This window comes from Dysgonomonas sp. HDW5A (genome assembly GCF_011299555.1).
Lineage (GTDB): Bacteria > Bacteroidota > Bacteroidia > Bacteroidales > Dysgonomonadaceae > Dysgonomonas_A.
The window spans coordinates 1,512,769-1,535,009 of the sequence record NZ_CP049857.1 but is presented as its reverse complement, the minus strand read 5'-3'; the positions used below and the strand labels follow the sequence as shown (position 1 = coordinate 1,535,009).

Below are 22,241 nucleotides of genomic sequence, written 5' to 3'. Positions count from 1 at the left end.
TTATAAAGTTATTCGCTGTCTGTCGGAAATTCGAGTTTAATTAATCCGAAAATAGAATAATTAATCATGTCCATGTAATTGGCATCAATGCCTTCCGATACCAATGTTTGTCCTTCGTTGTTCTCTATTTGTTTCGTTCTGTATAGTTTTACCAATATTAAATCAGTAAACGAGCTTATACGCATACTGCGCCAGGCTTCCCCATAATCATGGTTTTTGGCAAACATAAGATTAGTAGTCTCGTTTATATATTTATCATACAATTCCAAGGCCTCGTGAGTGTTTAAATCAACCATGTCGGTAGCCTTAAGATGTAATTGAATCAACCCGATAACGCCATAATTGACAATGCCTATAAACTCCGAGTTTATACCTTCATCAATTTTGCTTACGCCTTTTTGTTCGAGACTTCTTATCCGTTTTGCCTTTATCAATATCTGGTCTGTTACCGATTGTGGGCGGAGAATGCGCCATGATGCACCATAGTCGGTAAGCTTCTTTTCAAAAAGGGTTCTGCAAATCGATATAATATGTTTGAACTGTTGTTCCGTATTTGGCATTTCTGTCATTATCTGAAATTCTTTTTTAGGACTGATACCTTTTATTGCTTTTGTAAGTGTAAAACCAACAGAGGGTTATAATTATAACACAGGGTTAGATACTTATCTTTAATTGCTATATACAAAGGTATGAAAAAAAACAAAAGCATAAGGATTTACCTTATGCTTTTCTGTATATTATAACATCGTGACTTTTAAGATACTCTCAGGCTTTTTCCTAACCTCAAAGTTTCTGTTGTCGACATATTATTAAGCTTACACAATTGTTTAATTGTAACTCCGTGTATTTTGGCAATTCGGCCTAAAGTATCACCTTTCTTTATGCGGTAATACGAAACAGTACCGGTGGCATATTTGTTTGTGCTTTTAGCCGAAGACCGACTTGATGTATTAGCAACAGAACGGGCTGCTCTCCCCGGAGTACCTAAAGTGCTAGTATGCACCATGTATGTATCGCGATGGCATACTTTATTCTCAAAATCTATAATATCTATCGGATTGATTGATCTGCCTAAAAAGCGGGTCTCGAAGTGTAGGTGTGAACCTGTAGATCTTCCTGTATTTCCTCCAAGAGCAATAGGATCTCCTGATTTTACAACATCATTGTCTGATACCAAAAATTTAGATAAGTGACCGTAAACAGTTTCAAGTCCATTAGGATGGCGAATTACTACATAGTATCCGTAGCCTCTTCTTTCGTATTCGCAAACACGAACCTTGCCATCGAAGGCGGCGTATATTGTATCTCCAACTTGTACCTTCAGATCGATTCCGTGATGAGTACGTCTGCCACGGCGTCCATAATTAGATGTGGTGTAACCCATAGTCGGCATTGTGAAATTGGATAAGTCGACCTTAAATGTTTCTGGCACGTTTTCTACAGAACCATAAACATTTACATAACGGTTATTCCATACTCCACCATATAGCTCGTCTTGTGGGATTTCATCCATATCCATTATACGCTCTTCCTGAGCTTCTTTGATAAGGGATAGATCTCTTTTGATTTTTATACCATCAGCATAGAGATCGTTTGCTGGTTTACTGTGTCTTTGCTTATAGGTAAGCTCGACTCGACTGTCGTTTTTGTCATCTTGCGGCGTTTGGGCAAAAGCGCACAAGGGTAGAAATAAGAGCGTCGCTAAGGAGTACGCTTTAATCGTTTTTAAATTCACGTTCAATAACTTTTTGATTTGTAACTGAATTATATCTCATCATTCGCATACAGATTAGGTAGAACCCAAAGTTTGTAGTCGAATAGTTCGTTCTCATTAAAGAATCGTGCAAGTTCAATCTGAGCAGACTCTGCTGAATCGGATGCATGTACAATGTTTTCTTGAGAACTGATTGAAAAGTCTCCTCTGATTGTGCCTGCTGCAGCTTCACGTCCATTTGTTGCTCCGGTAATACTCCTTACAACTTTTATTGCCTCCACGCCTTCCCAGCATTGAACAATCACAGGGCATACCATCATCGAATTCTTAACACGTTGAAAATAGGGTTTGTCTTTTAAGTTCGCATAATGCTCACTTAGAATAGCATCATCCAACTGTATCATTTTCATCCCTGCCAATCGTAGTCCTTTGCGTTCGAATCGAGATATAACATCTCCGATATGTCCTCGCTGAATCGCTGAAGGCTTTAGTATAACAAGGGTTTTTTCCATAAATAAAAATGATAAAATTGAACGATAAAAGCACTTTATTTTGGAAGTGCATTTTTCAAAGATAACATAATTATTTTGTTAATAGCAAGTCAAAAGTGCTTTGCTTTCATGTATTTAACAAATTTAAAAAATGGCTTATTGATGTAATTGATTGATATATAGGCGTCTGTGATTTCGTCATTTTTACTGATTAAACAAAAGGTTGATAACCTTAACTATTTTTAGCGGTCTATTGTATCGAATTATTTAATCTGTAGAGTCTCGGTTGCCTAATTTTATGTTGTAAAAAATTGTTTATTAGTATTTTATTTATGTCATTTTTACTTTAAGTATTTTAATGGATATATATATCGTGACTTTTCCTATTTTTGTAATATAATCTATTTAGATATTAAAAATGAGAAACCTGATCATCGCAGATACGCAAGATATAACACGTTTAGGGATTAAATATCTGGTGAAAGATTTTGAACAAATCTCTCATATCTATGATGTTGATACTAAATCTGCCTTGATACAGTTGTTGTCTGAGAACGAAGACGGATTGATTGTTTTGGATTATACTTTGTTTGATTTCACATCTATTAACGATTTGCAAATGTTGAGTGAACGTTATCCAAAATCAGACTGGATTCTTTTTTCTGACGAATTGAGCGATTCTTTTCTAAAGCAGATGCAAGCTAACGGATTGGTTTTTAGTGTTGTTTTGAAATCAAGCTCATTGGATGAAATAGATGCTGCTATTCGCTCGGCTCTTTTTAGTGAGAGTTATTTTTGTAAAAGAGTCGATAATCATATCAAAAGTTTGACCCGTTCTTTGGAGTCAGCCTCTGATCATAATTTGACGAATACAGAACGAGAAATTCTTAAAGAAATAGCTTTAGGAAGAACAACCAAAGAGATAGCTGCTGAAAGGAATCTGAGTTTTCACACCATTATAACCCACCGGAAGAATATATTCCGAAAATTGGAAGTAAACAACGTACATGAGGCAACCAAATATGCAATGAAGGCCGGAATTGTTGATGTATCGGAGTATTATATTTGAGAAATCAATCTATTCTTCAGAAGTATTTTGTAATGCCCTAAAATTTCTCATCAGTCCCGAATATTTAGCCCTTTTTACTGCCGAGCCTTTAAATATCCGTTGATAATCTTCTACTGCCATAGAGGCAATCTTTTCATAATCCATCGATAAAAATTCTTGACTTGGCGTAAACTCAGGCGTTGAATGAGGACGAGCGTATCTGTTCCACGGACATATCTGTTGACAAATATCGCAACCATACATTCTGTTGTTGAGTAGAGGGACTATGGTTTTATCTATTTCCCCTTTATTCTCTATAGTTTGGTAAGAGATACATTTGTTTGCATTTAACAAATGAGGCTTCTCTATAGCATTGGTCGGGCATGCACTTAAACAGCGTGTGCACTTGCCACAGGATAGATTGAGAGGCGTGTCGTACGATAGTGCTGTATTTATAATAATCTCCCCTAAAAAGAAGTAAGAGCCACGTTTAGGAATTATAAGTAAAGTGTTCTTTCCGATAAATCCTAACCCTGCTTTTGCAGCCCAATATCGTTCCAAAACAGGAGCAGTATCGCAAAATACCCGTCCGTTAACATTTGAGATAAGAGTCTTTATATATTCAAACAGAAGCTGTAGTTTTGCTTTCATTACATCGTGGTAATCTTTGCCATATGCATAGTATGCAAATTGAGGAGCTGTTTCGGGTTGCCGCTCGTGTGGAAAGTAATTTAAGGCAAGGCTTATGATCGACTTGGCATTATCTACCAATAGGGTAGGGTCGCATCTCTTTTCGACATTGCGAGCCATATAGTCCATATCAGCCTGATAGCCTTTGTCGATCCACTCTTGGTAATGATTGCTTTCTATAACTTCAATTTCTTCAACTTGGCATATGCCACACGCATCGAATCCTATGGACAGGGCATAGTCTTTAATTTGTTGAGAAATTGTATTTTTATCGTGCATACCCAATCTGTTTTGAGTAACTAAACGTGTTCGAAGATTGTAACATAATTATAACCTTTCACCCGGATCTTACTGCTTGGTTATACGCTCTATACCACGGCGGGCGTATAGGGAAGGGTCAATAGTTATCTCCTTTTTGGTGATTTTGTTTCTGAATATAACGAAATCGTATTCTTTAAAACTCTTATTTTTAAATCGGGAATGCATATCTGTACCCAATAAATGTAATTTTCCTTTCACCGGTTTGGCTTCCCATACTTCCGAAAGCTTATATCTGTCGATCAGATAATTTCCTACACTTGCAGCAAAAGCAGCATATCCCTCAGCATTTGCTTTGCGTAGTAAAACAGTTTTATTCGGGTCGTTTTCCTTGGCACTTTCATCATAAGATAAGGCTGCGTCAGTAATTTCCTGAGAAAGATCTACAATAGATTCTATATCTCCGGCTTGACTGCTCTTTATATTGTTTTCTATAAAAATTGCCAGATTTTTATCTTTTACTTTATAGTTTTTTCTGCTGCCATCTTCTTTATAAGTAGCTATTGTGCGATATACACTTCCTCTAAAAACAAATAATGCTCCAAGAATGAGGACAATGATTAGAAATATTTTTGCAAAACGATTATTGGACTTCTTTTTCATAAATCACATAGTTTGATTTTTGTTGTAGGTCGTTGGATTTACTTACCTAATAAACCTTTAGTTACATTCCATCTGAATTGTAGCAAACGAATTCCTTTTTGAGGCGAAAGAGTAACCGTATATCCGAAGCATAAAACCAAGGATGCCACCCATTTTATACTTTCGTTCATCAACCTCCTTTGATATTCTTTTTTTGATACGGAAAGGGTGCGTATTCGCTCGCTCTTACCAATGGAATAAGTCAGTTTCTGAAAAAACTCATCAGTCAGTTTCTGAGCGGGTATATGATGATATATCGGAATATCGGGAAAATAATAACAGTCGATATTATTTTTCTTCAGACGACTAAACATGTCTTTATCCTCTGCTCCTATCAATGAATTTCCTTTACGACCAAGTTCGGTGTTATAATATCCGTACTTTTCGTAAAGCTCTCTTTTGATAATGGTATGCCCAGTACCCGGATAATTTTTTGCTTCTAACTTTTTGGGTTGATTGCCCTGATCAAAGTATCCTCCGATAAGGCGTTGTGTATAATGAGACATCCACTTAGGTTGTGCTTCTTCGTATACAGGGATAACGGGCGATGCAACAAGCTCTGCATCCGGATAATTTTTCAGATAGTTGTCCAAACGCTCCAAATGTTGGGCGATAATGGTTTCATCATCGTCCACGAAAATAATATATTCGCCTCGAGCTTCCTTTATTCCTCTGTTGAGAGCAAAAGACAATCCTTGATTAATCTCTTTAAAGTATCTGAATTGACGATCAGAGTATTTTTGTCTGAACTCCTCACATATACCTGCTGTAGAATCAGTGCTGTTATTGTCAACAACAATTACTTCGTAATCTAAAGGACTAAATGTTTGTTTGCAAACAGACTCAAGAGTTTGTGCAATATATTTATCCCGATTATAGGTGCAGGTTATGAACGAAAATCTTATCATTTCAAATGCTTATCTTTTCTTCTGTAGAAAATAGAACCTATACCTCCAATCAGTAATAATACCAATAAACCGCTACTGGCCGAGGCTATACCACGGGCAGTATTGTATCCGTGAGGCTCAAACTTGAATTCTATTTCGTGTTGTCCTGCCGGAATACGTATGGCACGCAATGTCCAGTCGGCACAAAAATATTCAGCAGGCTTTCCGTCGATATATGCTTCCCATCCGTTAGGGTAATATATCTCAGATAAGACAGCTAATTGTTCACTTTGAGCTGACGACTTATACTTCAACGCATTGGGTTTGTATTCGGTCAGTTCGATAATTGCCGTAGAATCAGGAGTAATAGAGAAGCCTGTTAGCTTATCCTCGAATCTCTTGTCTACAACAGCGGTAGTTTTTACATCAAGTGTATTTAATGCAGCTATTTCTTTATCGGCATTATCTACAAAGGTGTAATTATCCACAAACCAGGCATTACCCATAGCATATGGATTTTGCAATGGAGCTTGTTCGGGATGGAATATAATATATTTAGCATTAAGCATATTTAATGCTGTATTTTTTTGAAGAGCACCGATTATACTGTCAATATTCTGAGTATCAAAAGACTTAATTATCGAGTTGATTTCTCCTTGTAGGCGATAGTCAATTAATTCTTGATAACGTTTCAATTTAGCAGCATGGTATCCGCCTATAGATTTATGATAATAAGAGGTTTTAGTTTCATTGAATGGATTATTCAGATTCAAAACACGATACGACGGATGTTTATCCTGTAAGATCGCTTTGTCAGCTTCCGTTTGAGGGAATGGACGGTTTGAATCATATGATAACTTGCTTTGGAATTTATCGTTGTTCAGGTAGCGTTTGTCTACTCCCCAAAGATCGGTAATTACCAATAATAGCAGTGCAACCGAGCAGTATACGGTAATCTTGTTTTTATCACCTTTTAAAGCGATGGTAGAATACAAGATTCCTGCTGCTAATAGGATAAAGAAAAATGAGCGTATAGCGTCAGAAGATAATAAATCTTTACGATCGGCTAGAAGTGCCGAGTAGTACCAATCGGGTACTTGAGACATCCACTGGCTATCGGCAGCAGTAGTAAACTCGAAGCCGAAAATTCCGGGAGCTAACCATAATAAAAGGCTTATTCCGGCTGTTATTCCTGCCGATATATAAAGTGATTTTTTTAGTTTTTCTTCTTTAATCTCTCCTCCGAAAAAGTCTTTCAGTCCCCACACGGCTACAATAAGCATGGTGAGAGCAGGAATTACAAGAGCTGTGGATACGGCTCTGAATTTATTGTACATCGGGAAATGGTAGAAGAACCAATCATTGAACAATTCGAAATTATGTCCCCAAGATAAGAATATAAAGAATACTGTTGCGATGAGCAATACCCATTTCATGGGATGTCTGATAACAAATAGTCCTAACACAAACAAGAAGCAAATGATTGCCCCGAAATAAACCGGGCCTGAAGTAAATGGCTGATCTCCCCAATAAGTCTGTGCCTGTATTCCGGCTGAGTCAACCTGAGCCTGAGGGGCATTTGCTCTGATAGCCTTGTAAAGGTTAGACGATGGTGATAACATTCCACCCGAAGCTCCGCCATGTATATCAGGGATTAAGAGAGATAAAGTTTCCATTTTGCCGTAGCTCCACGCAAAGGCATATTCTTTATCAAGACCTGATGATTGCTTTTCCGATTGTGTAGGTTGAGTTAATTCCGACTGTCCGCGAGTACTTTCTTTCGACATTTCGTAATTGGCGTATATATTCCCCAAATTACAAAGCACAGCTATTGCGACACCAACGGCCAAAGCACCTGTTGCTTTAAACAATCCGGATATGTTTTTTTTCAGAATTTCATTAATAAGCAGACCTATGTATAAGAATACACATAGTATTCCTGTATAATAGGTAATCTGTAAGTGATTATTCTTTATTTGTAAAGCGAGTCCCAAAGCCATAAGAAGTCCAGCCATGAGATATTTTCGTTTAAAGCATGCAGCCAACCCTGCTACGATGAGAGGGAGGTAGGCTATTGCCCATGCTTTGGTAACGTGGCCTGCATCAAGTATGATAATATTATAAGAGGATAAAGAATAAGCTACAGCTCCTAATATGGCAGGAAAAAATCCAACGCCCATCACACAAAATAAGATGTAAGCCATAAGCATACCGGCAAAAACTGCTCCTGCACTACTACTTCCTAAAGCTTTTACAGGGGCTTCCAGATAATCAAGGAAATTAGGTGATCCACCCCAGATTCCGATTTGATAAGCAGGCATTCCGGAGAACATAGAACCTGTCCATGCCGAAGATTGGCCTTCTTTTTCGTAATATTGAGCCAACTCCCGCGACATTCCTTTGTATTGCTGAACGTCACTTTGCGGGAGAACCTTTCCCTCTAACAAAGGGCTAAAGTATATGAAGGTAACCGCTAAGAAGCAAACAATAGCTATAACGTGTTGTAGTAATTTTTTCAGTATTGGCTTTTCTTCTTGTATCATATTGTGTATGGATTTAAAAGGTCTGTAGACCTACTTTTTCTTTAGGATATAAATAATAGAACTACATCTGCGGGTACTGAACAGACTTTGGATAAAATATACAGTTCCTTTTATGAGTCCGACTAAACTAGCTGCAAATGTCCCTTTGTTTTTTTCGCTTAACATGGCTATATAAAAAGGGTCGAAATACATAGCTTTCGTCTTTTCGATTCTGAAATTATGTTTTTCAGCAAAATAAGTAAAATCGTCAGGAGAAAAGTGCCATAGATGACGAGGTACGTCATAGGCAGCCCATTCTTCTTTGTAAGCTAAAGCATCTGCTGATTTTTTATTGGGTAATGCGATAATTAAAACACCATCGTTTTTCAATATTCGATGTAGGTTTGCCATCGTTTCGTTGAGTTTTTCGATATGCTCCAAAACGTGCCACATGGTCACTACATCCTTAATCTTATCAGGCATATCGAATAGGTATTCGGCATCCTGAATATTCAGTCCGAATTTTTTATGTGCATATTCGCGTGTTGGTTTCGATTTCTCAATACCTGTGACAATCCATTTTTTAAGACGCATAGCCTGAAGAAAATACCCTGTTCCCGAACCAATATCGAGTAAGGTTTCTGCATTCTTCGAAGAATATTTCGATGCTATTTTAGTCTTCGATTTTAATGCTATTTTTCTCGCCCAATGGTATAAAGAGTTGATAATTCCCTGATGGGTATCGGAATGTGAAATGTATTCGGGGGCATCGTAATATTTACCGATCTCGTTTTCACAAGGGAAGTTTTGAGTAAAAGCAAAACCACAACCCGGACATTGGTATATTGAAAACAGTTCGCCTGTAGCCAAATGATCTTTGCAAATAAGAGTCTCTGTACAACCACCATTGGAGCAGACCGGACATAAATCTATGTGTACTGTATTCATCATCAATAACTAATATACTCTTGCCTTTGAATTTAGATATGCTGAGAATCGGAGTTCTCCGCATAGTTCGCAAAGGTACTAAAAATGTTATATGTTGCTTATTTCAGGATATAAAGTAATTATCAAAAATATAAAATTGAACTACAATAGAAGGCTAAAATAATTGTTATTTGCAAATGATAGGTATAGAGCGAATCTTGTATTTCGAATACCAAAAAACGTCTTGAATCTTAGAAACAACACTAATAATGCTAAAAAGTTTATCTTTTTCTTCATAAGGATACTTAATCGGGATAGATTTTCGTTTTTTTAGCTTTTCCTTTTTTATTAAATGCTTAGTTTTGCAGTTTGAATTATCAGGTCGAATCCTTTTTGATGAAGAAGACTCATTACTGTATATATACTTTCCTGTTTGTATTGTTCTCATCTCCGTTTTGGGGAGCTCAATTACATCAACAAATGGGGAGTAATTCTAATATCTCGTTTTTGCAGGATTCGGTAACCTCCGGTCGTGCTATTACGACAGATACTTTGCGCCCTCAATCGAACGATACAATAGCACAAGATACTGCTCAAAGTAAAAAAGCTTCATTGGATGCTCCGGTTGATTATGCAGCTAATGACTCTATTGTATTTACTTCCGATAATAGAGGGTATTTATACGGAGATAGTAAAGTTGACTATCAGACAATGAGTATAAAGGCGGAGAATATTACAATGAGTATGGATAGCAGCATTGTACATGCGAGCTATGGATTAGACTCGATAGGGGAGGAATTTGGTTTTCCGGTATTTAAGGATAATGGCGGCGAATATGAAATGAAAACGGTAAGTTATAATTTCAAAACCAAGAAAGGCTATATCCGAAATGTCATAACCCAACAAGGCGAAGGTTATATTGTAGCCGATAGAGCGAAAAAGAATGCTGATGATACATTCTTTATGTGTGACGGAAAATACACTACTTGCGATGATCACGAGCATCCTCACTTCTATATGATGCTTACAAAAGCAAAAGTGCGTCCTAAAAAAAATGTGGTAACAGGTCCTGCATATTTAGTAATCGAAGATCTGCCTTTACCATTGGCAATACCTTTTGGCTTTTTTCCATTTAGTGAAAAATACTCGTCAGGTATTATAATGCCATCGTATGGAGATGATATGGATCGTGGTTTTAATCTTCGTAATGGTGGATATTATTTTGCTATAAATGATAATATAGATCTGGCATTAACAGGAGAAATATATACGAAAGGATCATGGGGGCTTGCTGCCAGATCGTCCTACAAAAAGCGTTATAGATATAGCGGCTCCTTTGATATAAACTATATATATACAAAACGAGGGGATCGTGATATACCCGATACATTCAGTGAGTCCCGAGATATGTCAATAAGCTGGCAACACTCCCAAGACCCTAAAGCAAATATGTACAGGACGCTTTCGGCCAGTGTTAACTATCGTACTTCCTCATATAATACCAATAGTTTGGATGTTGCATTTACGCGTTCCGGAACAGATAATACTAGAAGTTCTTCTATCAACTTAACTCAGCGTTTTCCTAATTCGCCATTTACATTGTCAGCCAACGTGAATGCCAATCAGGTTATGAGAGATTCAACTATTGCATTGACATTGCCCAACCTCACGGCTACGATGAGCCGTATTTTTCCTTTCAAAAGAAAAGATGCTATAGGACCTGAAAAATGGTATGAGAAAGTCTCTCTGAATTATACCGGTGAATTAAAAAATAGTATTACAACGAAAGATAATATGTTGTTTAAGTCGAATCTGGTAAAAGATTGGCGTAATGCAGTGCAGCATAGAGTACAAACAGCTGCTACTTTCAATGCGTTGAATTATTTGAATATAACACCTACATTTAGTTATAATGAAAGGTGGTACTCACGATCAATTACTCAAAAATGGGATCCTGCTCAAAATAAACATGTTTTGGCGGACACGACCTACTCCTTTAACCGATCGTATGATTTTAATTATAATGTAAGCTTCCAAACACGGTTATATGGTTTCTATGAACCGATTTTTAAAATAGGAAAAATACAGAAGATAAGACATGTTTTTACTCCTGCAATTAGCTTTGGCGGTAATCCCGACTTTACTGATCCTCGTTTTGGTTCATATAAGAAATATTCGTACTATGATGCCAATGGGGAATTGCAGACTCATTTATACTCTCCTTTTGCGAATGAAATATTTACACCTTCGAGTGCAGGCAGGCAGGGTAACATAAACTTTAGTTTCGAGAATAACATCGAAATGAAAGTGGGTACCGCTAATGATTCTACTAAGATTATTAGTCTGATTGATAATTTAGGTATAAATTTCAGCTATAATATGATGGCTGATTCACTTAAATTAAGCGATATCGGAACTAATATGCGTCTTAAATTAAGTAAAAACTTAACAGTCAATTTAAATGCTGTATGGGACCCGTATGTATATAATGAGAAAGGGATAAAGCAGAACGAGTTCCTTATTCGAAATGGAGGGGGACTGGCACGGCTCGTAACTACGGGATATACCATATCGCCTTCGATTAATCAGGATACGTTCAAAAAATGGTTTGGCAAAGGAGGGGATAGCACATCCGATGATAAGAAAAAAGATGACCCGGAAGCCGATTTGTCGGATGCTGATGGAGATATTCCCGAAGAAGGAGGACCTCGTCAAAGTCTTTTTAATAAAAAGCAGGACGGGGGTACATACGATGAAGACGGATTCTTAAAGAATGAAATAAAATGGAACCTGTCTATCAACTACAATATGAGTTATGTCTCGCAGTTTGATCAGAAGAGGGAAGGTTTCAAGGGTGTTATCACTCACAATTTGAGTTTTAACGGCTCGATACAACCAACCAAAAATTGGAATTTTTCCTTTAATGCGAGTTATGATGTACCGAATAACCGGATTTCTTTTATGACTTGTAATTTGTCTAGAAATCTACACTGTTGGAACATAACGGCTAGTTTTAATCCGATAGGACCTTATGCGACATATTATGTGTCATTGCGGGTTAATTCGTCTATGTTGCAGGATCTTAAATATGAGCAACGTAGCCGTTTGTCAAGCTACGATCCGGCATGGAACTAATCAAATCAAAGGAAGTCTCTCGACTCACCTATATATCTGGTTTTAGATGAGAATACTGTTATTAGGAGATTATAGTGGTTTACACCTCACATTGTCCGAAGGCTTAAGGCTTATGGGACATGATGTAACAGTTGCATCTGATGGAGATGGTTTTAAGAACTATCATCGTGATATAGACCTGAAACGTAAAAGTTCTAACCTGAAAGATACGCTTTCTAATCTACTTACAATTTACTCTAATCTTAAGAATTTTAAAGGCTACGATATTGTTCAAATAACCAATCCGTGCTTTACTACACAAAATATCCGGGTCAATATCGAGCTATACCGATATCTGAAGCGACATAATAAGAAAATTTTTCTGGGCGCTTTTGGTGATGATTATTTCTGGATAAAGGCTTGCTTGGATCAAAAGTATAAATATTCGGAATTTTATATAGGCGATGTAAAGAATGTGCGAACCAAGAGTGAATATCTGGAAGAGAATTGGCTTGGAACGAAGCGTCAGGATGCTAACATCGAGATAGCAGAATCATGCAATGGTATTATAGCCTGCCTATACGAATATTACGAAGCTTATAAAGAATCTTACAGCGAAAAATTGGCATATATACCTCTGCCTGTAAATATTGGAGAGGTTAAACAGAAAGAGCTTCCTCCTATAGATAAAATAAATTTCTTTATTGGTATAAATAAGGCTCGCAATGAATTTAAAGGCACTGATATCTTGTATGAAGTTGTTCAGCAACTAGCCCGAACCTATCCTAATGATGCACGGGTGACTAAAGTTGAATCAGTTATGTATTCCGAATACTTAAGCCGTATTCAGGATGCACACGTTGTTTTAGATCAGTTGTACTCCTATTCGCCTGCAATGAACGGCTTGCTTACGATGGCATTAGGGAAAGTTCTTGTGGGAGGAGGAGAGCCCGATATGTATAATTTGCTTCAAGAATCCGAACTTCGTCCCATTGTAAATGTATATCCCGAAAAACAGGATATTTATAAGAAATTAGAAGATTTAGTCCTCCATAAAAATACAATTGCAGAACGTGCTAAGGATGGGCGAATTTTTATTGAAAAGCACCATGATTATATGAAAGTAGCACAACAATACCTTGACTTCTGGATTAGTAAATAGGCTTCTCTTGTCTCTTATGAGTCGGTTTCCATTTCCTTTACCTCCTTCAACGAAGATTCTATACTCTCAATGTTTTTTTTATAAAAAAACTTGTAGAATACAAGCATAATAAGGCATACGATTATTAATACTGCCATATTGAATAAATAGAAAAGAACCTTTCCTTGATCGGATATTATGTCTATATATTCATAGCAGAATGACCCTAAAATAATGCAAGCAAAAGCGACTCCGACAAAAAGCTCCCTTTTTATAAAAAGTTTGTATCTGGAAATAATTTTGAGTCCTGATAATATATCCATTTGCTTAAGGTCAATTTTGTTTAAAAGTTGTACTTTATATATCTGCCAGCAGAAGCTAATAATACAACAAACAATAAAGAAATATTTTGTGAAAGCCGGGTAAGGAACTCTCGGGAGATACAATGCATGAATATATGGAGCTGCTATAAAAGGCAGTACAACTATAAGTCCTATTACTTCAAACCAGAGTAGGCGCCCTAGGGCTGTTTTGCCTTTCTTGTATATTATATGCCGTATATTGTCGTCTGTAAGACTTGGAGTGAATAGGTTATCATTCCATGTCTTTTTTATATTATCCAAGTCCATAGTTTATAACTTTATTCATTAGACATTTTCTTTAATTTTTCTTTGATTCGGCTTATCTTCGTAGATACATTAGTTACCGTTAAGCCTGTTATTTCGGATATCTCCTTATAAGGTTTTTCGTCTAAATAGAGAAGAACCAAAGCCTTTTCGATTTTACCTAATCTATTTATGAGATTATATAATTCTGTTATTTCTTCATTATTATCCGGTATATCTGCAATATCACCTACTAAATCCGTGTGATCAGGCTTTCGTTTGTTACGACGAAAAAAAGTGATGCAAGTATTTAAAGCTATCCGGTATATCCATGTTGACACTTTGCTTTCTCCTCTGAAAGATGGGTATGCTTTCCAAAGATTAAGAATGACTTCTTGATACAGATCGTTAATACTTTGGTCTATATCTGCATAAAAAGATGCGACTTTATATATGATACGCTCATGAAGCTTTATCATATTCATAAAATCTTTTTCTAAATCTTTATTATGCATTTCGTCTACTTGATTGATTTATTAGTCGCTAAAGTGTAAATTTAGTCACAAGTCGAATTTAAAAATAGAAGATCATCTGTATTTTTACAGATTAAATATGGCTTAAATAAATATTTTGTTTTACTTTTGTACCACCAAATAAAAGACTCCGTAGCTCAGTTGGTAGAGCAATTGACTCTTAATCAATGGGTCGAGGGTTCGAGCCCCTCCGGGGTCACTTAGAAGAGCAGTTATCTACATTATATGTAAGTAATTGCTCTTTTTTGTATGGGTGAAAAATAAATGCGTCCAGTGGATAGTTCTATATAAAAAAATAGAGACGATCATTTCTGAAAGTCTCTATTCATTGTGCTTTGTTTGCGGAAGCGGGGGGATTCGAACCCCCGGTACAGTTACCCGTACGTCAGTTTAGCAAACTGGTGGTTTCAGCCACTCACCCACACTTCCAATCAATGGTTTTACGTAGGCAATACTGAATTGCGATGCAAATATAGCTGTTTGTTTTGATTTTACAAGATCACTCTCTCATTTTTTCTAAATAATATGATTAATTTTGGCGAAGATTTGATCACAAGATATCGTAAAATAGTTATAGCTAACCTATTGTAGTATTAGCTGGCTTATTTACCATATTTGTGAATAATAAAGACGGTCTACGATCATAATTAAGAAAATGGCTAAAACTAAGCGCAATGTTTTGTTTATAATCCTTGCTGTAGTAATTCTTGCAGCAGGAGGTATCTTTGTATATATTAAAAGTTTTCTGGATGCCGAGTTCGGAATAAAAGGTACTGTTTATATTTATGTTGATAAGCAGAAAAGTTTTGATGCAGTACTCACACAGATGGACACGACTGCTCATATTTCGGATCTCAATGCCTTTAAGAGGCTTGCTGCCTATATGAAGTATCCAGATAATATGAAAACCGGGCGATACGCAATTACACCGGATATGAGTATTCAAGAAGTAATAAGTGACTTGAAAGGAGGGCATCAGGCACCGGTTAAATTGAAGTTCAATAATATTCGAACTAAGGAAGATCTGGCCAAGAGACTTGCTTCTCAATTGATGATAACCGAAGAGGAACTGATGGCTACCTTTAATAATGAAGAAAGCTGTTCTAAATTAGGCTTTACCACCGAAACGATACTTTGTATGTTTGTACCGAATACCTACGAAGTATATTGGGATGTCTCATTGGATAGTTTTCTGAAAAGGATGAAAGATGAATATTCTAAATTCTGGACAGATGAGCGAAAAGTAAAGGCAGAAAAGGTGGGACTTACTCCTGTTGAGGTTTCCATACTGGCTTCTATCGTAGAGGAGGAATGTTATTTCTCAGACGAATATCCGGTGGTTGCACGATTATACCTGAATCGGTTGAGATTAGGACAATTGCTGCAAGCTGATCCTACGGTTAAATTTGCAGTAGGAGACTTCTCCTTGAAACGTATTCTTTTTGAGCATTTACAAGTGGACTCTCCTTATAATACATATAAACACTTGGGATTACCTCCCGGGCCGATTAGAGTTGCCTCAATCAAAGGAATAGAGGCTGTATTGAATCCGGCAGAGCATGACTATCTTTATATGTGTGCGAAAGAGGATTTTTCGGGAAGACATAACTTTGCAGTTACACATACCGAGCATGTCAAAAATGCGAACCGTTATCGGGCGGCACTTAATCAGAGGAAGATTTATTAAACCGCTTAATAAACATTCTTATCGCCTCTTAGCAATTGAAGGGTAGTCACAACGATTATCTTAATATCCAGCATAAAAGACCAGTTCTCGATGTACCACACATCGCGTCTGAACCGACCTTCCATCTGTTTGATGGTTTTGGTTTCGCCTCTGTATCCCGATATCTGAGCCCAACCCGTAATGCCGGGTTTTACGATGTGGCGTATCATAAATTTGTCGATAAGTCCATTGTATAAAGACGTCTGTTTAATCATATGCGGACGAGGTCCTACGACAGACATATTACCGATTAAAACATTGAAGAACTGAGGTAGCTCGTCGATGCTTGTGCGACGCATAAACTTCCCGATGGGCGTGATTCGTGGATCAACCTGCTGTGTTGTGAGAGAATCCGATTTATCATTGACATACATGGTTCTAAACTTGTAACATGTAAATTCCTCACCCTGTAAACCGGTTCTTCTTTGTTTAAAAACAATAGAGCCGCGTGATGTCAGTTTAATAATAACCCCAAATATGATATAGATAACAGGAAAGACTGATATTAAGACAATAGAGGAAAAAACGATATCAAATATTCTTTTCAATACCCTGTTATAGAGTAGCTGAAGAGGTTCGGGTCTTATCCCTATAACAGGTATCGATTGAAGTGAGTTGAGTACAAGTTTTCGCTTTATATATTCATAAAATTCGGGAACCAGAAAGAATCGTATCATATTTCTTTCCGAGAAATTCACCAGACGTAATATAACCGATTCTTCGCTGTTGGGCAAAGTACAATAGATCTCGTCTACTTTGTTTTCGATACAGTATTTTTCAACCTGAGACAGTGTCCCTAAATAGTTAATGGATGGATTTGATAAGTCGGGAATCTCATCAAAAGCCCCTAGTATTTTATATCCGTAGTCGCTCGACTTTAGTTCATTGAAAACATCCGTCGCCCTGTTGCCACTCCCGATTATTACAATCCGTTTGTAGTTGTAGCCTTTGCTGCGATACCATTTTAAAATGATCCGTACCGTTATATGCCAGATTATATAGATAATAGACAGACCTATGTAATAAACCGACCAATCGATCCAAGTGATTCTGTCTATTCCAAGCAATAGCATTGCTGCTGTAAGCAATATGAAGTAAAGCGATATAAATGAGAAGCTTCTATGAACAATCTTGTCAAAGAAGATAATATTAGACGACAGATTTATCGGAATAATACTTGCAACAACAAAATAAACGAGGTTAATCAGAAGCAGTTTTTCAACTAAACGGACATTATTGATAAATGAAGTGAAAGCGTCGTCCGCAAACAGAAGCTTGGATAAGAGAATTAAAGTGAAATTAATAACCAACAGATCCCCTAGTCTGATAATCCACTTTATCAGATATCCGAAACCATCTTTTTTTCCTGTTAATTCCATCCAGAACAATTGTATTATGTCGATTCTTATGCCCTTGAGTAAAGTTACGTTTAAGTAACAATCTTGTATATTCAGAGGGACAAAGGTTACAAAATATGTCTTTTAGTGTATATTTTGATGATTTGTTAATGCGTTGTTTGTTAGTTATTTATTGTGAAAAACATTACAAACATTACAAAAGTGACACTTTTTTCTGCTTTATTATTTTTCTTTACTCAACTTGTTTATTTATACTAATTAGTAGCTGAATTTATACGTTCTATTTTTCCTAACGCACCCTTATGGGTTTGTTTTTCATTTTGCCTTGATGCAAAACGAAACAAAAAATCAAGGCTGTACCTTTTGTCCGACCCGTCACGGACTAAAAGCTAAAACAAAAGAAAAACGTTTAACCGACGATGTCCTTTTGTTTCTTAACGCTTTTTTCGCCCTACGGGTACCCCGCACAATCGGTAATGCCAATAACCTGACGGGCGTAAGCCTTAGTGCATCAGTGGCACAGCCGTTGGCTGACAAGCGAAGCAGGCGTAAAACTAAACGTGCCGCAAGGCAGTAGGTTTAGTTTAGGTTGCAAGCTTAAGTCAGGCAGGCGAGCCATGCAGCACAAAGCCTTTTTGATTCCTTTTGCGGCTTAGGGCAAAAGGAATGCAAGTAATCTTTGATTACGCGCAGTAAAATAGAACATATATCTTAATCCTCATTCGCTTTATATATAGATAAACCCACTAAATTGTCTAAGGACAAAATACTAAGATATTATATCGTAAAATCCTGCGGGTTATTTTTTTGATACTCTCGTGAAAGAATTGCCAATATAGTTCCCGTTAAAATAATACTTACAACTGTAGCCCAGATTGTATTACCTACCCCAAAGTTTTCGAGCTTCTCGTACATAGGTGTATTGTGAAAGAAGTGAAAAGTTAAGACAGCTATTGTATTGTTTATGGCATGTACAATTACTGCAATCCATAAATTGCCCGACCAAAGAAAAATATATCCTAATAAAGCCCCCAGAAGCAAACGGGGAACAAACCCGTAAAACTGGAGGTGAATAAAGCTAAATATAAAGGCGGTAATCCAAACAGCAAGATGTCTGTTCTTACAAATTTTCCGGATGGTTTGCTGCATAGATCCTCTAAAGAAAAATTCTTCTGTGACACCCGCAGTAATGGCAATAACGAACAAGTTTATCAATAAGACAAGAACCGAATTGGTAGTAAGCATTTTTTCGATTAATGTTTGAGCTTGCTCTTCCATCATCTTCATCACTTTCTCTACTCCCGCCAGAGATTCAGGTAAAGTTATCATACTGTTGTAATGTCCTGTGAAAGCTATAAAAGGCTGAACTGCAAAAATAAGAAGAATCGAAAGCAGTAAGAACTTAACATCAATGGGTTTATTGATTTTCAGAAATCGAGGAGCCGATTTGTGAAATAAATGAGCACATAACAAAGAAGGAATTAAGAAGATTAAAACAACCTGAACTACTTGCATGGCTTTCATAAAGTCTAACGACCCCAGAGTGCCTGTCGATTGGCCTATTACAACCGTAAGAACAGCGGCTATCATCAAGCCGACAAAGCTAAAAAGACAAAGGAAGAAGAGTTGTGACCAACTACTCATTCTTAGGAATATTTCTTTATTCATTTTTCAAAATTAATACCTGTTTACTATTTAGGTCTGTATAAAAGTTTGGTAGTTATATCAGTTTTTCTTTTAGAAATCAATTGCCCTGAAAATACTTACGCCTGTACATTTTGTCGATTTCAGGCAATAATCATACAGCGACTGAGGTTCTATAATGACCTTCATTGCTTTACTTGAAGCATGTATAAAAGTCAATGTTCCTTGGTCGTGATATGCGATAGCAATATGCGTATAATCTAAGCCTTCGATGCCAGTTGCAAAAGCTATTATATCACCATTGTTTATTTTACTGCTGACTATATTGATGTCTTTCTTTTTTAAAACATAATACTCAGCTCTATTGTTTATCTGCTGTTCAATACCTTCTATTTTCTGTTGTAGTTTCAGGTTGTTACGCAGTGGTTTGTAAGCATCGGTATGCGTAGACATAAAGTGGATTGTTTTAGTATCTTTTATCCCCCCTAACGAAAAAGTTTTATCTTCCAGTATTTCCCTCTTTGAATTATTGTATATCCAATCCGTTACATAATGAAGTCTCGAAGTATAATCTTCTATTTCTCCATCCCTGTATCGGATCGATTTCAACTGGTTGCAAAAGTTTGAAAATGAATAATTCCCTGTTTTAAGCGTTCTGCTTAGTGCAATACAGTTTTCGACAAAAGTGGTGCAATCGAATTGATGCAGATTAACAACTAATTGTTCCTCTTGATTATTGTCGAGAGTTGAGGCTACATAAGGAGTATCCCGAAAAAATAAAGCAGTTTTTACAATCAATTCACCAATTGGTAAAGTTACCTCCGCTTTTAATTGACTAATATATTTCTCATATATAAGCGAATCCTGTTTTGTATACACCACCGCAGCACGGGTATTGAGTACCATTGCAAGAAGTAAAAACAAGGCGAATACTTTTTTCATAAGAAATAATGTCTTAAAAGGTCTGCAACCTTAGCTTAAACCGTCAATTAAACCGTCAACAATATCAATATGATTTGCTTGCGGTACCTTGGGTAACCCCGGCATACGCATTATAGTGCCTGCTATGGCTACAATAAACTCAGCACCGTTATTGATTACCATATCATTTATAGTCAAAGTAAAACCTTTGGCTACACCGTAAGCTTTCGGGTCTTCCGAAAACGAATACTGTGTCTTGGCAATACACACAGGGTATTTTTCCATGTCCGTACCTTTAATCAGTTGTAGTATTTTGAGAGCCTTACCACTGAATTCAACAGCATCCGCACCATATATTTTTTTAGCTATCTTTTCGACCTTTTGTTGTATAGAATCGTCGTCTTCGTATGTAAATGTAAGCGCTTTCGAAGGACTGTTTTCAATTGTTTTGACTACCAGATTCGCTAATTCCACAGCACCCTCACCGCCTTCCGAAAAAGCATTGTTGATAGCAAATCCTATATTTTTGCTCTTACAGAAATCTGTGATGATATCCAGCTCTGCCTGAGTATCCTGTGCGTATTTATTGAAGGCGACAACTACCGTCTGACCAAACGATTGCATATTCGAGATATGCTTCTCTATATTAGCCAATCCGTTTCTCAAGCCTTCGATATTTTCTTTCTTAATATCTTCAATGGCAACACCACCGTGCATTTTTAACCCTTGTGCAGTAGCCACTATAACTGTTAATTTGGGTGTTAATCCTGCTTTCCGGCACTTTATATTGAAGAATTTTTCAGCACCCAGATCAGCACCAAATCCCGCTTCTGTAACTACATAATCGGCATGGCTCATCGCAACCTTAGTCGCAATAATAGAATTACATCCGTGAGCAATATTGGCAAAAGGACCACCATGTACTATCGCCGCATTGTGTTCGGTAGTCTGTACCAGATTTGGGTTGATGGCATCTTTAAGCAATACAACTATCGATCCGGCAATACCCAGATCTTTTACGGTAAAAGGAGTGTTGTCATAGTTATACCCCAAGATGATTTTTTCGATACGCCTTCTCAAGTCCTCAATATCTTTCGATAAGCAGAGGATCGCCATAATTTCGGATGCAGGAGTAATGTCGAATCCCGATTCAGTGGGTATTCCGTTTGCAGAACCATGTAATCCCGAAACTATATATCGTAAACTTCTATCGTTAATATCAAGTACTCTTTTCCAAAGGATTTCTTTCAACCCTTTTCCTGCTGCTCGGTTTTGATACAAATAATTGTCAAGCAAAGCCGATATCATATTGTGAGCCGAGGTAATGGCGTGAAAATCTCCCGTAAAGTGCAAGTTAATATCCTCCATAGGGAGAACCTGTGCATAACCTCCGCCTGCAGCTCCGCCTTTCATGCCGAAGCAAGGACCTAAAGAGGGTTCACGCAAGGCTACAACCGCTTTTTTCCCTATTTTGTTTAAGCCTAAAGTTAGACCTATCGAAACCGTTGTTTTACCGATTCCTGCCTTAGTCGGTGTTATGGCAGTTACTAATATTAAATTACTTTGGTTTACTTTGTTATTGTCGATAAGCGATGCCGGCACTTTGGCCATGTACTTCCCATAATTATGGATGTGTTCATCAGCTATATTTATCTGTTGAGCAATTTTACTGATAGGCTCAAGTTTGATACTTCTGGCAATTTCAATATCTGTTTTCATAAAATAAAATTCAGTAGTTTTATCATGGTTTCTACAAAGATAAGTAAACTTTTAGGATGTTTTATTGTTATTGAATTGCTGTTTAAGCTCACATGCATTTTTATTGTTTTGAAGTAAAAGGGAACTTGCCTGTTTGCCAATATAGGACAGATATATAGGTATATTCCGACAGATTCGGATGGAGCAAAAAAAATTGCGATACTTAATCGTGAACTAAACAGTAAAATGTGTATTTTTGATA

General features: G+C 37.0%; 19 protein-coding genes and 2 tRNA genes. 6 read left to right on the top strand and 15 right to left on the bottom strand.

Annotation, left to right across the window (positions count from 1 at the left end; all coding sequences use genetic code 11):
- Positions 1 to 8: 8 nt before the first annotated feature.
- The 3 genes from G7050_RS06330 to ndk form a co-directional block, all read right to left on the bottom strand.
- Entirely contained in the window at positions 9 to 560 is a 552-nt protein-coding gene (locus G7050_RS06330) for a DUF1599 domain-containing protein (protein ID WP_166117659.1), read from the bottom strand.
- A gap of 194 nt (positions 561 to 754) precedes the next feature.
- Positions 755 to 1,735 carry a peptidoglycan DD-metalloendopeptidase family protein gene (locus tag G7050_RS06325; protein ID WP_255499272.1) on the bottom strand — a complete coding sequence of 327 codons (981 nt, stop codon included), beginning with the start codon at positions 1,733 to 1,735 and terminating at the stop codon, positions 755 to 757.
- Between the two features lie 29 nt (positions 1,736 to 1,764).
- Positions 1,765 to 2,226 (bottom strand): nucleoside-diphosphate kinase, encoded by a 462-nt coding sequence (gene ndk, locus G7050_RS06320; RefSeq protein WP_166112765.1) that lies wholly within the window; start codon positions 2,224 to 2,226, stop codon positions 1,765 to 1,767.
- Between the two features lie 397 nt (positions 2,227 to 2,623).
- Between ndk and G7050_RS06315 the strand changes: the two genes are divergently transcribed.
- Positions 2,624 to 3,274: a response regulator transcription factor gene (locus G7050_RS06315; protein WP_166112762.1), complete on the top strand. Its 651-nt coding sequence runs from the start codon at positions 2,624 to 2,626 to the stop codon at positions 3,272 to 3,274.
- A gap of 9 nt (positions 3,275 to 3,283) precedes the next feature.
- On the opposite strand, the gene queG is transcribed toward G7050_RS06315, so the two are convergent.
- The 5 genes from queG to G7050_RS06290 form a co-directional block, all read right to left on the bottom strand.
- On the bottom strand, positions 3,284 to 4,222 hold the full coding sequence (gene queG / locus G7050_RS06310; RefSeq protein ID WP_166112758.1) for a tRNA epoxyqueuosine(34) reductase QueG: 939 nt from the start codon (positions 4,220 to 4,222) through the stop codon (positions 3,284 to 3,286).
- 69 nt (positions 4,223 to 4,291) lie between these two features.
- Positions 4,292 to 4,864 carry a hypothetical protein gene (locus G7050_RS06305; RefSeq protein WP_166112755.1) on the bottom strand — a complete coding sequence of 191 codons (573 nt, stop codon included), beginning with the start codon at positions 4,862 to 4,864 and terminating at the stop codon, positions 4,292 to 4,294.
- 38 nt (positions 4,865 to 4,902) lie between these two features.
- The gene (locus G7050_RS06300) at positions 4,903 to 5,811 is read right to left on the bottom strand and encodes a glycosyltransferase (RefSeq protein WP_255499271.1); all 909 of its coding nucleotides are present in this window, start codon (positions 5,809 to 5,811) and stop codon (positions 4,903 to 4,905) included.
- The gene (locus G7050_RS06295; protein ID WP_166112752.1) at positions 5,808 to 8,333 is read right to left on the bottom strand and encodes a YfhO family protein; all 2,526 of its coding nucleotides are present in this window, start codon (positions 8,331 to 8,333) and stop codon (positions 5,808 to 5,810) included. The genes G7050_RS06300 and G7050_RS06295 overlap by 4 nt, the downstream gene beginning before the upstream one ends.
- Before the next feature lie 30 nt (positions 8,334 to 8,363).
- Positions 8,364 to 9,263 (bottom strand): bifunctional 2-polyprenyl-6-hydroxyphenol methylase/3-demethylubiquinol 3-O-methyltransferase UbiG, encoded by a 900-nt coding sequence (locus G7050_RS06290; protein WP_255499270.1) that lies wholly within the window; start codon positions 9,261 to 9,263, stop codon positions 8,364 to 8,366.
- Between the two features lie 372 nt (positions 9,264 to 9,635).
- Here G7050_RS06290 and G7050_RS06285 point away from each other — a divergent pair, with 372 nt between their 5' ends.
- The gene (locus G7050_RS06285; RefSeq protein WP_166112749.1) at positions 9,636 to 12,374 is read left to right on the top strand and encodes a putative LPS assembly protein LptD; all 2,739 of its coding nucleotides are present in this window, start codon (positions 9,636 to 9,638) and stop codon (positions 12,372 to 12,374) included.
- Positions 12,375 to 12,420: 46 nt separating this feature from the next.
- Positions 12,421 to 13,515 carry a glycosyltransferase family 4 protein gene (locus G7050_RS06280; protein ID WP_166112746.1) on the top strand — a complete coding sequence of 365 codons (1,095 nt, stop codon included), beginning with the start codon at positions 12,421 to 12,423 and terminating at the stop codon, positions 13,513 to 13,515.
- 14 nt (positions 13,516 to 13,529) lie between these two features.
- Here G7050_RS06280 and G7050_RS06275 read toward each other — a convergent pair whose 3' ends face one another.
- Together G7050_RS06275 and G7050_RS06270 are read right to left on the bottom strand one after the other, a co-directional pair.
- Entirely contained in the window at positions 13,530 to 14,123 is a 594-nt protein-coding gene (locus G7050_RS06275) for a hypothetical protein (RefSeq protein WP_166112743.1), read from the bottom strand.
- An 11-nt stretch (positions 14,124 to 14,134) separates the two neighbouring features.
- On the bottom strand, positions 14,135 to 14,614 hold the full coding sequence (locus G7050_RS06270) for an RNA polymerase sigma factor (RefSeq protein ID WP_166112740.1): 480 nt from the start codon (positions 14,612 to 14,614) through the stop codon (positions 14,135 to 14,137).
- 144 nt (positions 14,615 to 14,758) lie between these two features.
- On the opposite strand from G7050_RS06270, the gene G7050_RS06265 reads away from it, so the two are divergent.
- Positions 14,759 to 14,831, top strand: a tRNA-Lys gene (locus G7050_RS06265).
- Between the two features lie 143 nt (positions 14,832 to 14,974).
- Here G7050_RS06265 and G7050_RS06260 read toward each other — a convergent pair.
- Positions 14,975 to 15,061, bottom strand: a tRNA-Ser gene (locus tag G7050_RS06260).
- A 226-nt stretch (positions 15,062 to 15,287) separates the two neighbouring features.
- Between G7050_RS06260 and mltG the strand changes: the two genes are divergently transcribed.
- The gene (gene mltG / locus G7050_RS06255) at positions 15,288 to 16,319 is read left to right on the top strand and encodes an endolytic transglycosylase MltG (RefSeq protein ID WP_166112737.1); all 1,032 of its coding nucleotides are present in this window, start codon (positions 15,288 to 15,290) and stop codon (positions 16,317 to 16,319) included.
- A 5-nt stretch (positions 16,320 to 16,324) separates the two neighbouring features.
- On the opposite strand, the gene G7050_RS06250 is transcribed toward mltG, so the two are convergent.
- Positions 16,325 to 17,737, bottom strand: coding sequence for an undecaprenyl-phosphate glucose phosphotransferase (locus G7050_RS06250; RefSeq protein ID WP_166112734.1), 1,413 nt, complete (start codon positions 17,735 to 17,737; stop codon positions 16,325 to 16,327).
- A gap of 307 nt (positions 17,738 to 18,044) precedes the next feature.
- On the opposite strand from G7050_RS06250, the gene G7050_RS06245 reads away from it, so the two are divergent.
- On the top strand, positions 18,045 to 18,293 hold the full coding sequence (locus G7050_RS06245; protein ID WP_166112731.1) for a hypothetical protein: 249 nt from the start codon (positions 18,045 to 18,047) through the stop codon (positions 18,291 to 18,293).
- A 200-nt stretch (positions 18,294 to 18,493) separates the two neighbouring features.
- Here G7050_RS06245 and G7050_RS06240 read toward each other — a convergent pair whose 3' ends face one another.
- The 3 genes from G7050_RS06240 to G7050_RS06230 form a co-directional block, all read right to left on the bottom strand.
- A complete protein-coding gene (locus tag G7050_RS06240; protein ID WP_166112729.1) occupies positions 18,494 to 19,384 on the bottom strand; it encodes a CPBP family intramembrane glutamic endopeptidase in 891 nt (296 codons plus the stop codon).
- A 69-nt stretch (positions 19,385 to 19,453) separates the two neighbouring features.
- Complete coding sequence (locus G7050_RS06235; RefSeq protein WP_166112726.1) at positions 19,454 to 20,302, bottom strand: N-acetylmuramoyl-L-alanine amidase-like domain-containing protein; 849 nt, start codon at positions 20,300 to 20,302, stop codon at positions 19,454 to 19,456.
- A 30-nt stretch (positions 20,303 to 20,332) separates the two neighbouring features.
- Entirely contained in the window at positions 20,333 to 22,000 is a 1,668-nt protein-coding gene (locus tag G7050_RS06230; protein ID WP_166112723.1) for a formate--tetrahydrofolate ligase, read from the bottom strand.
- Between the last annotated feature and the right edge of the window lie 241 nt (positions 22,001 to 22,241).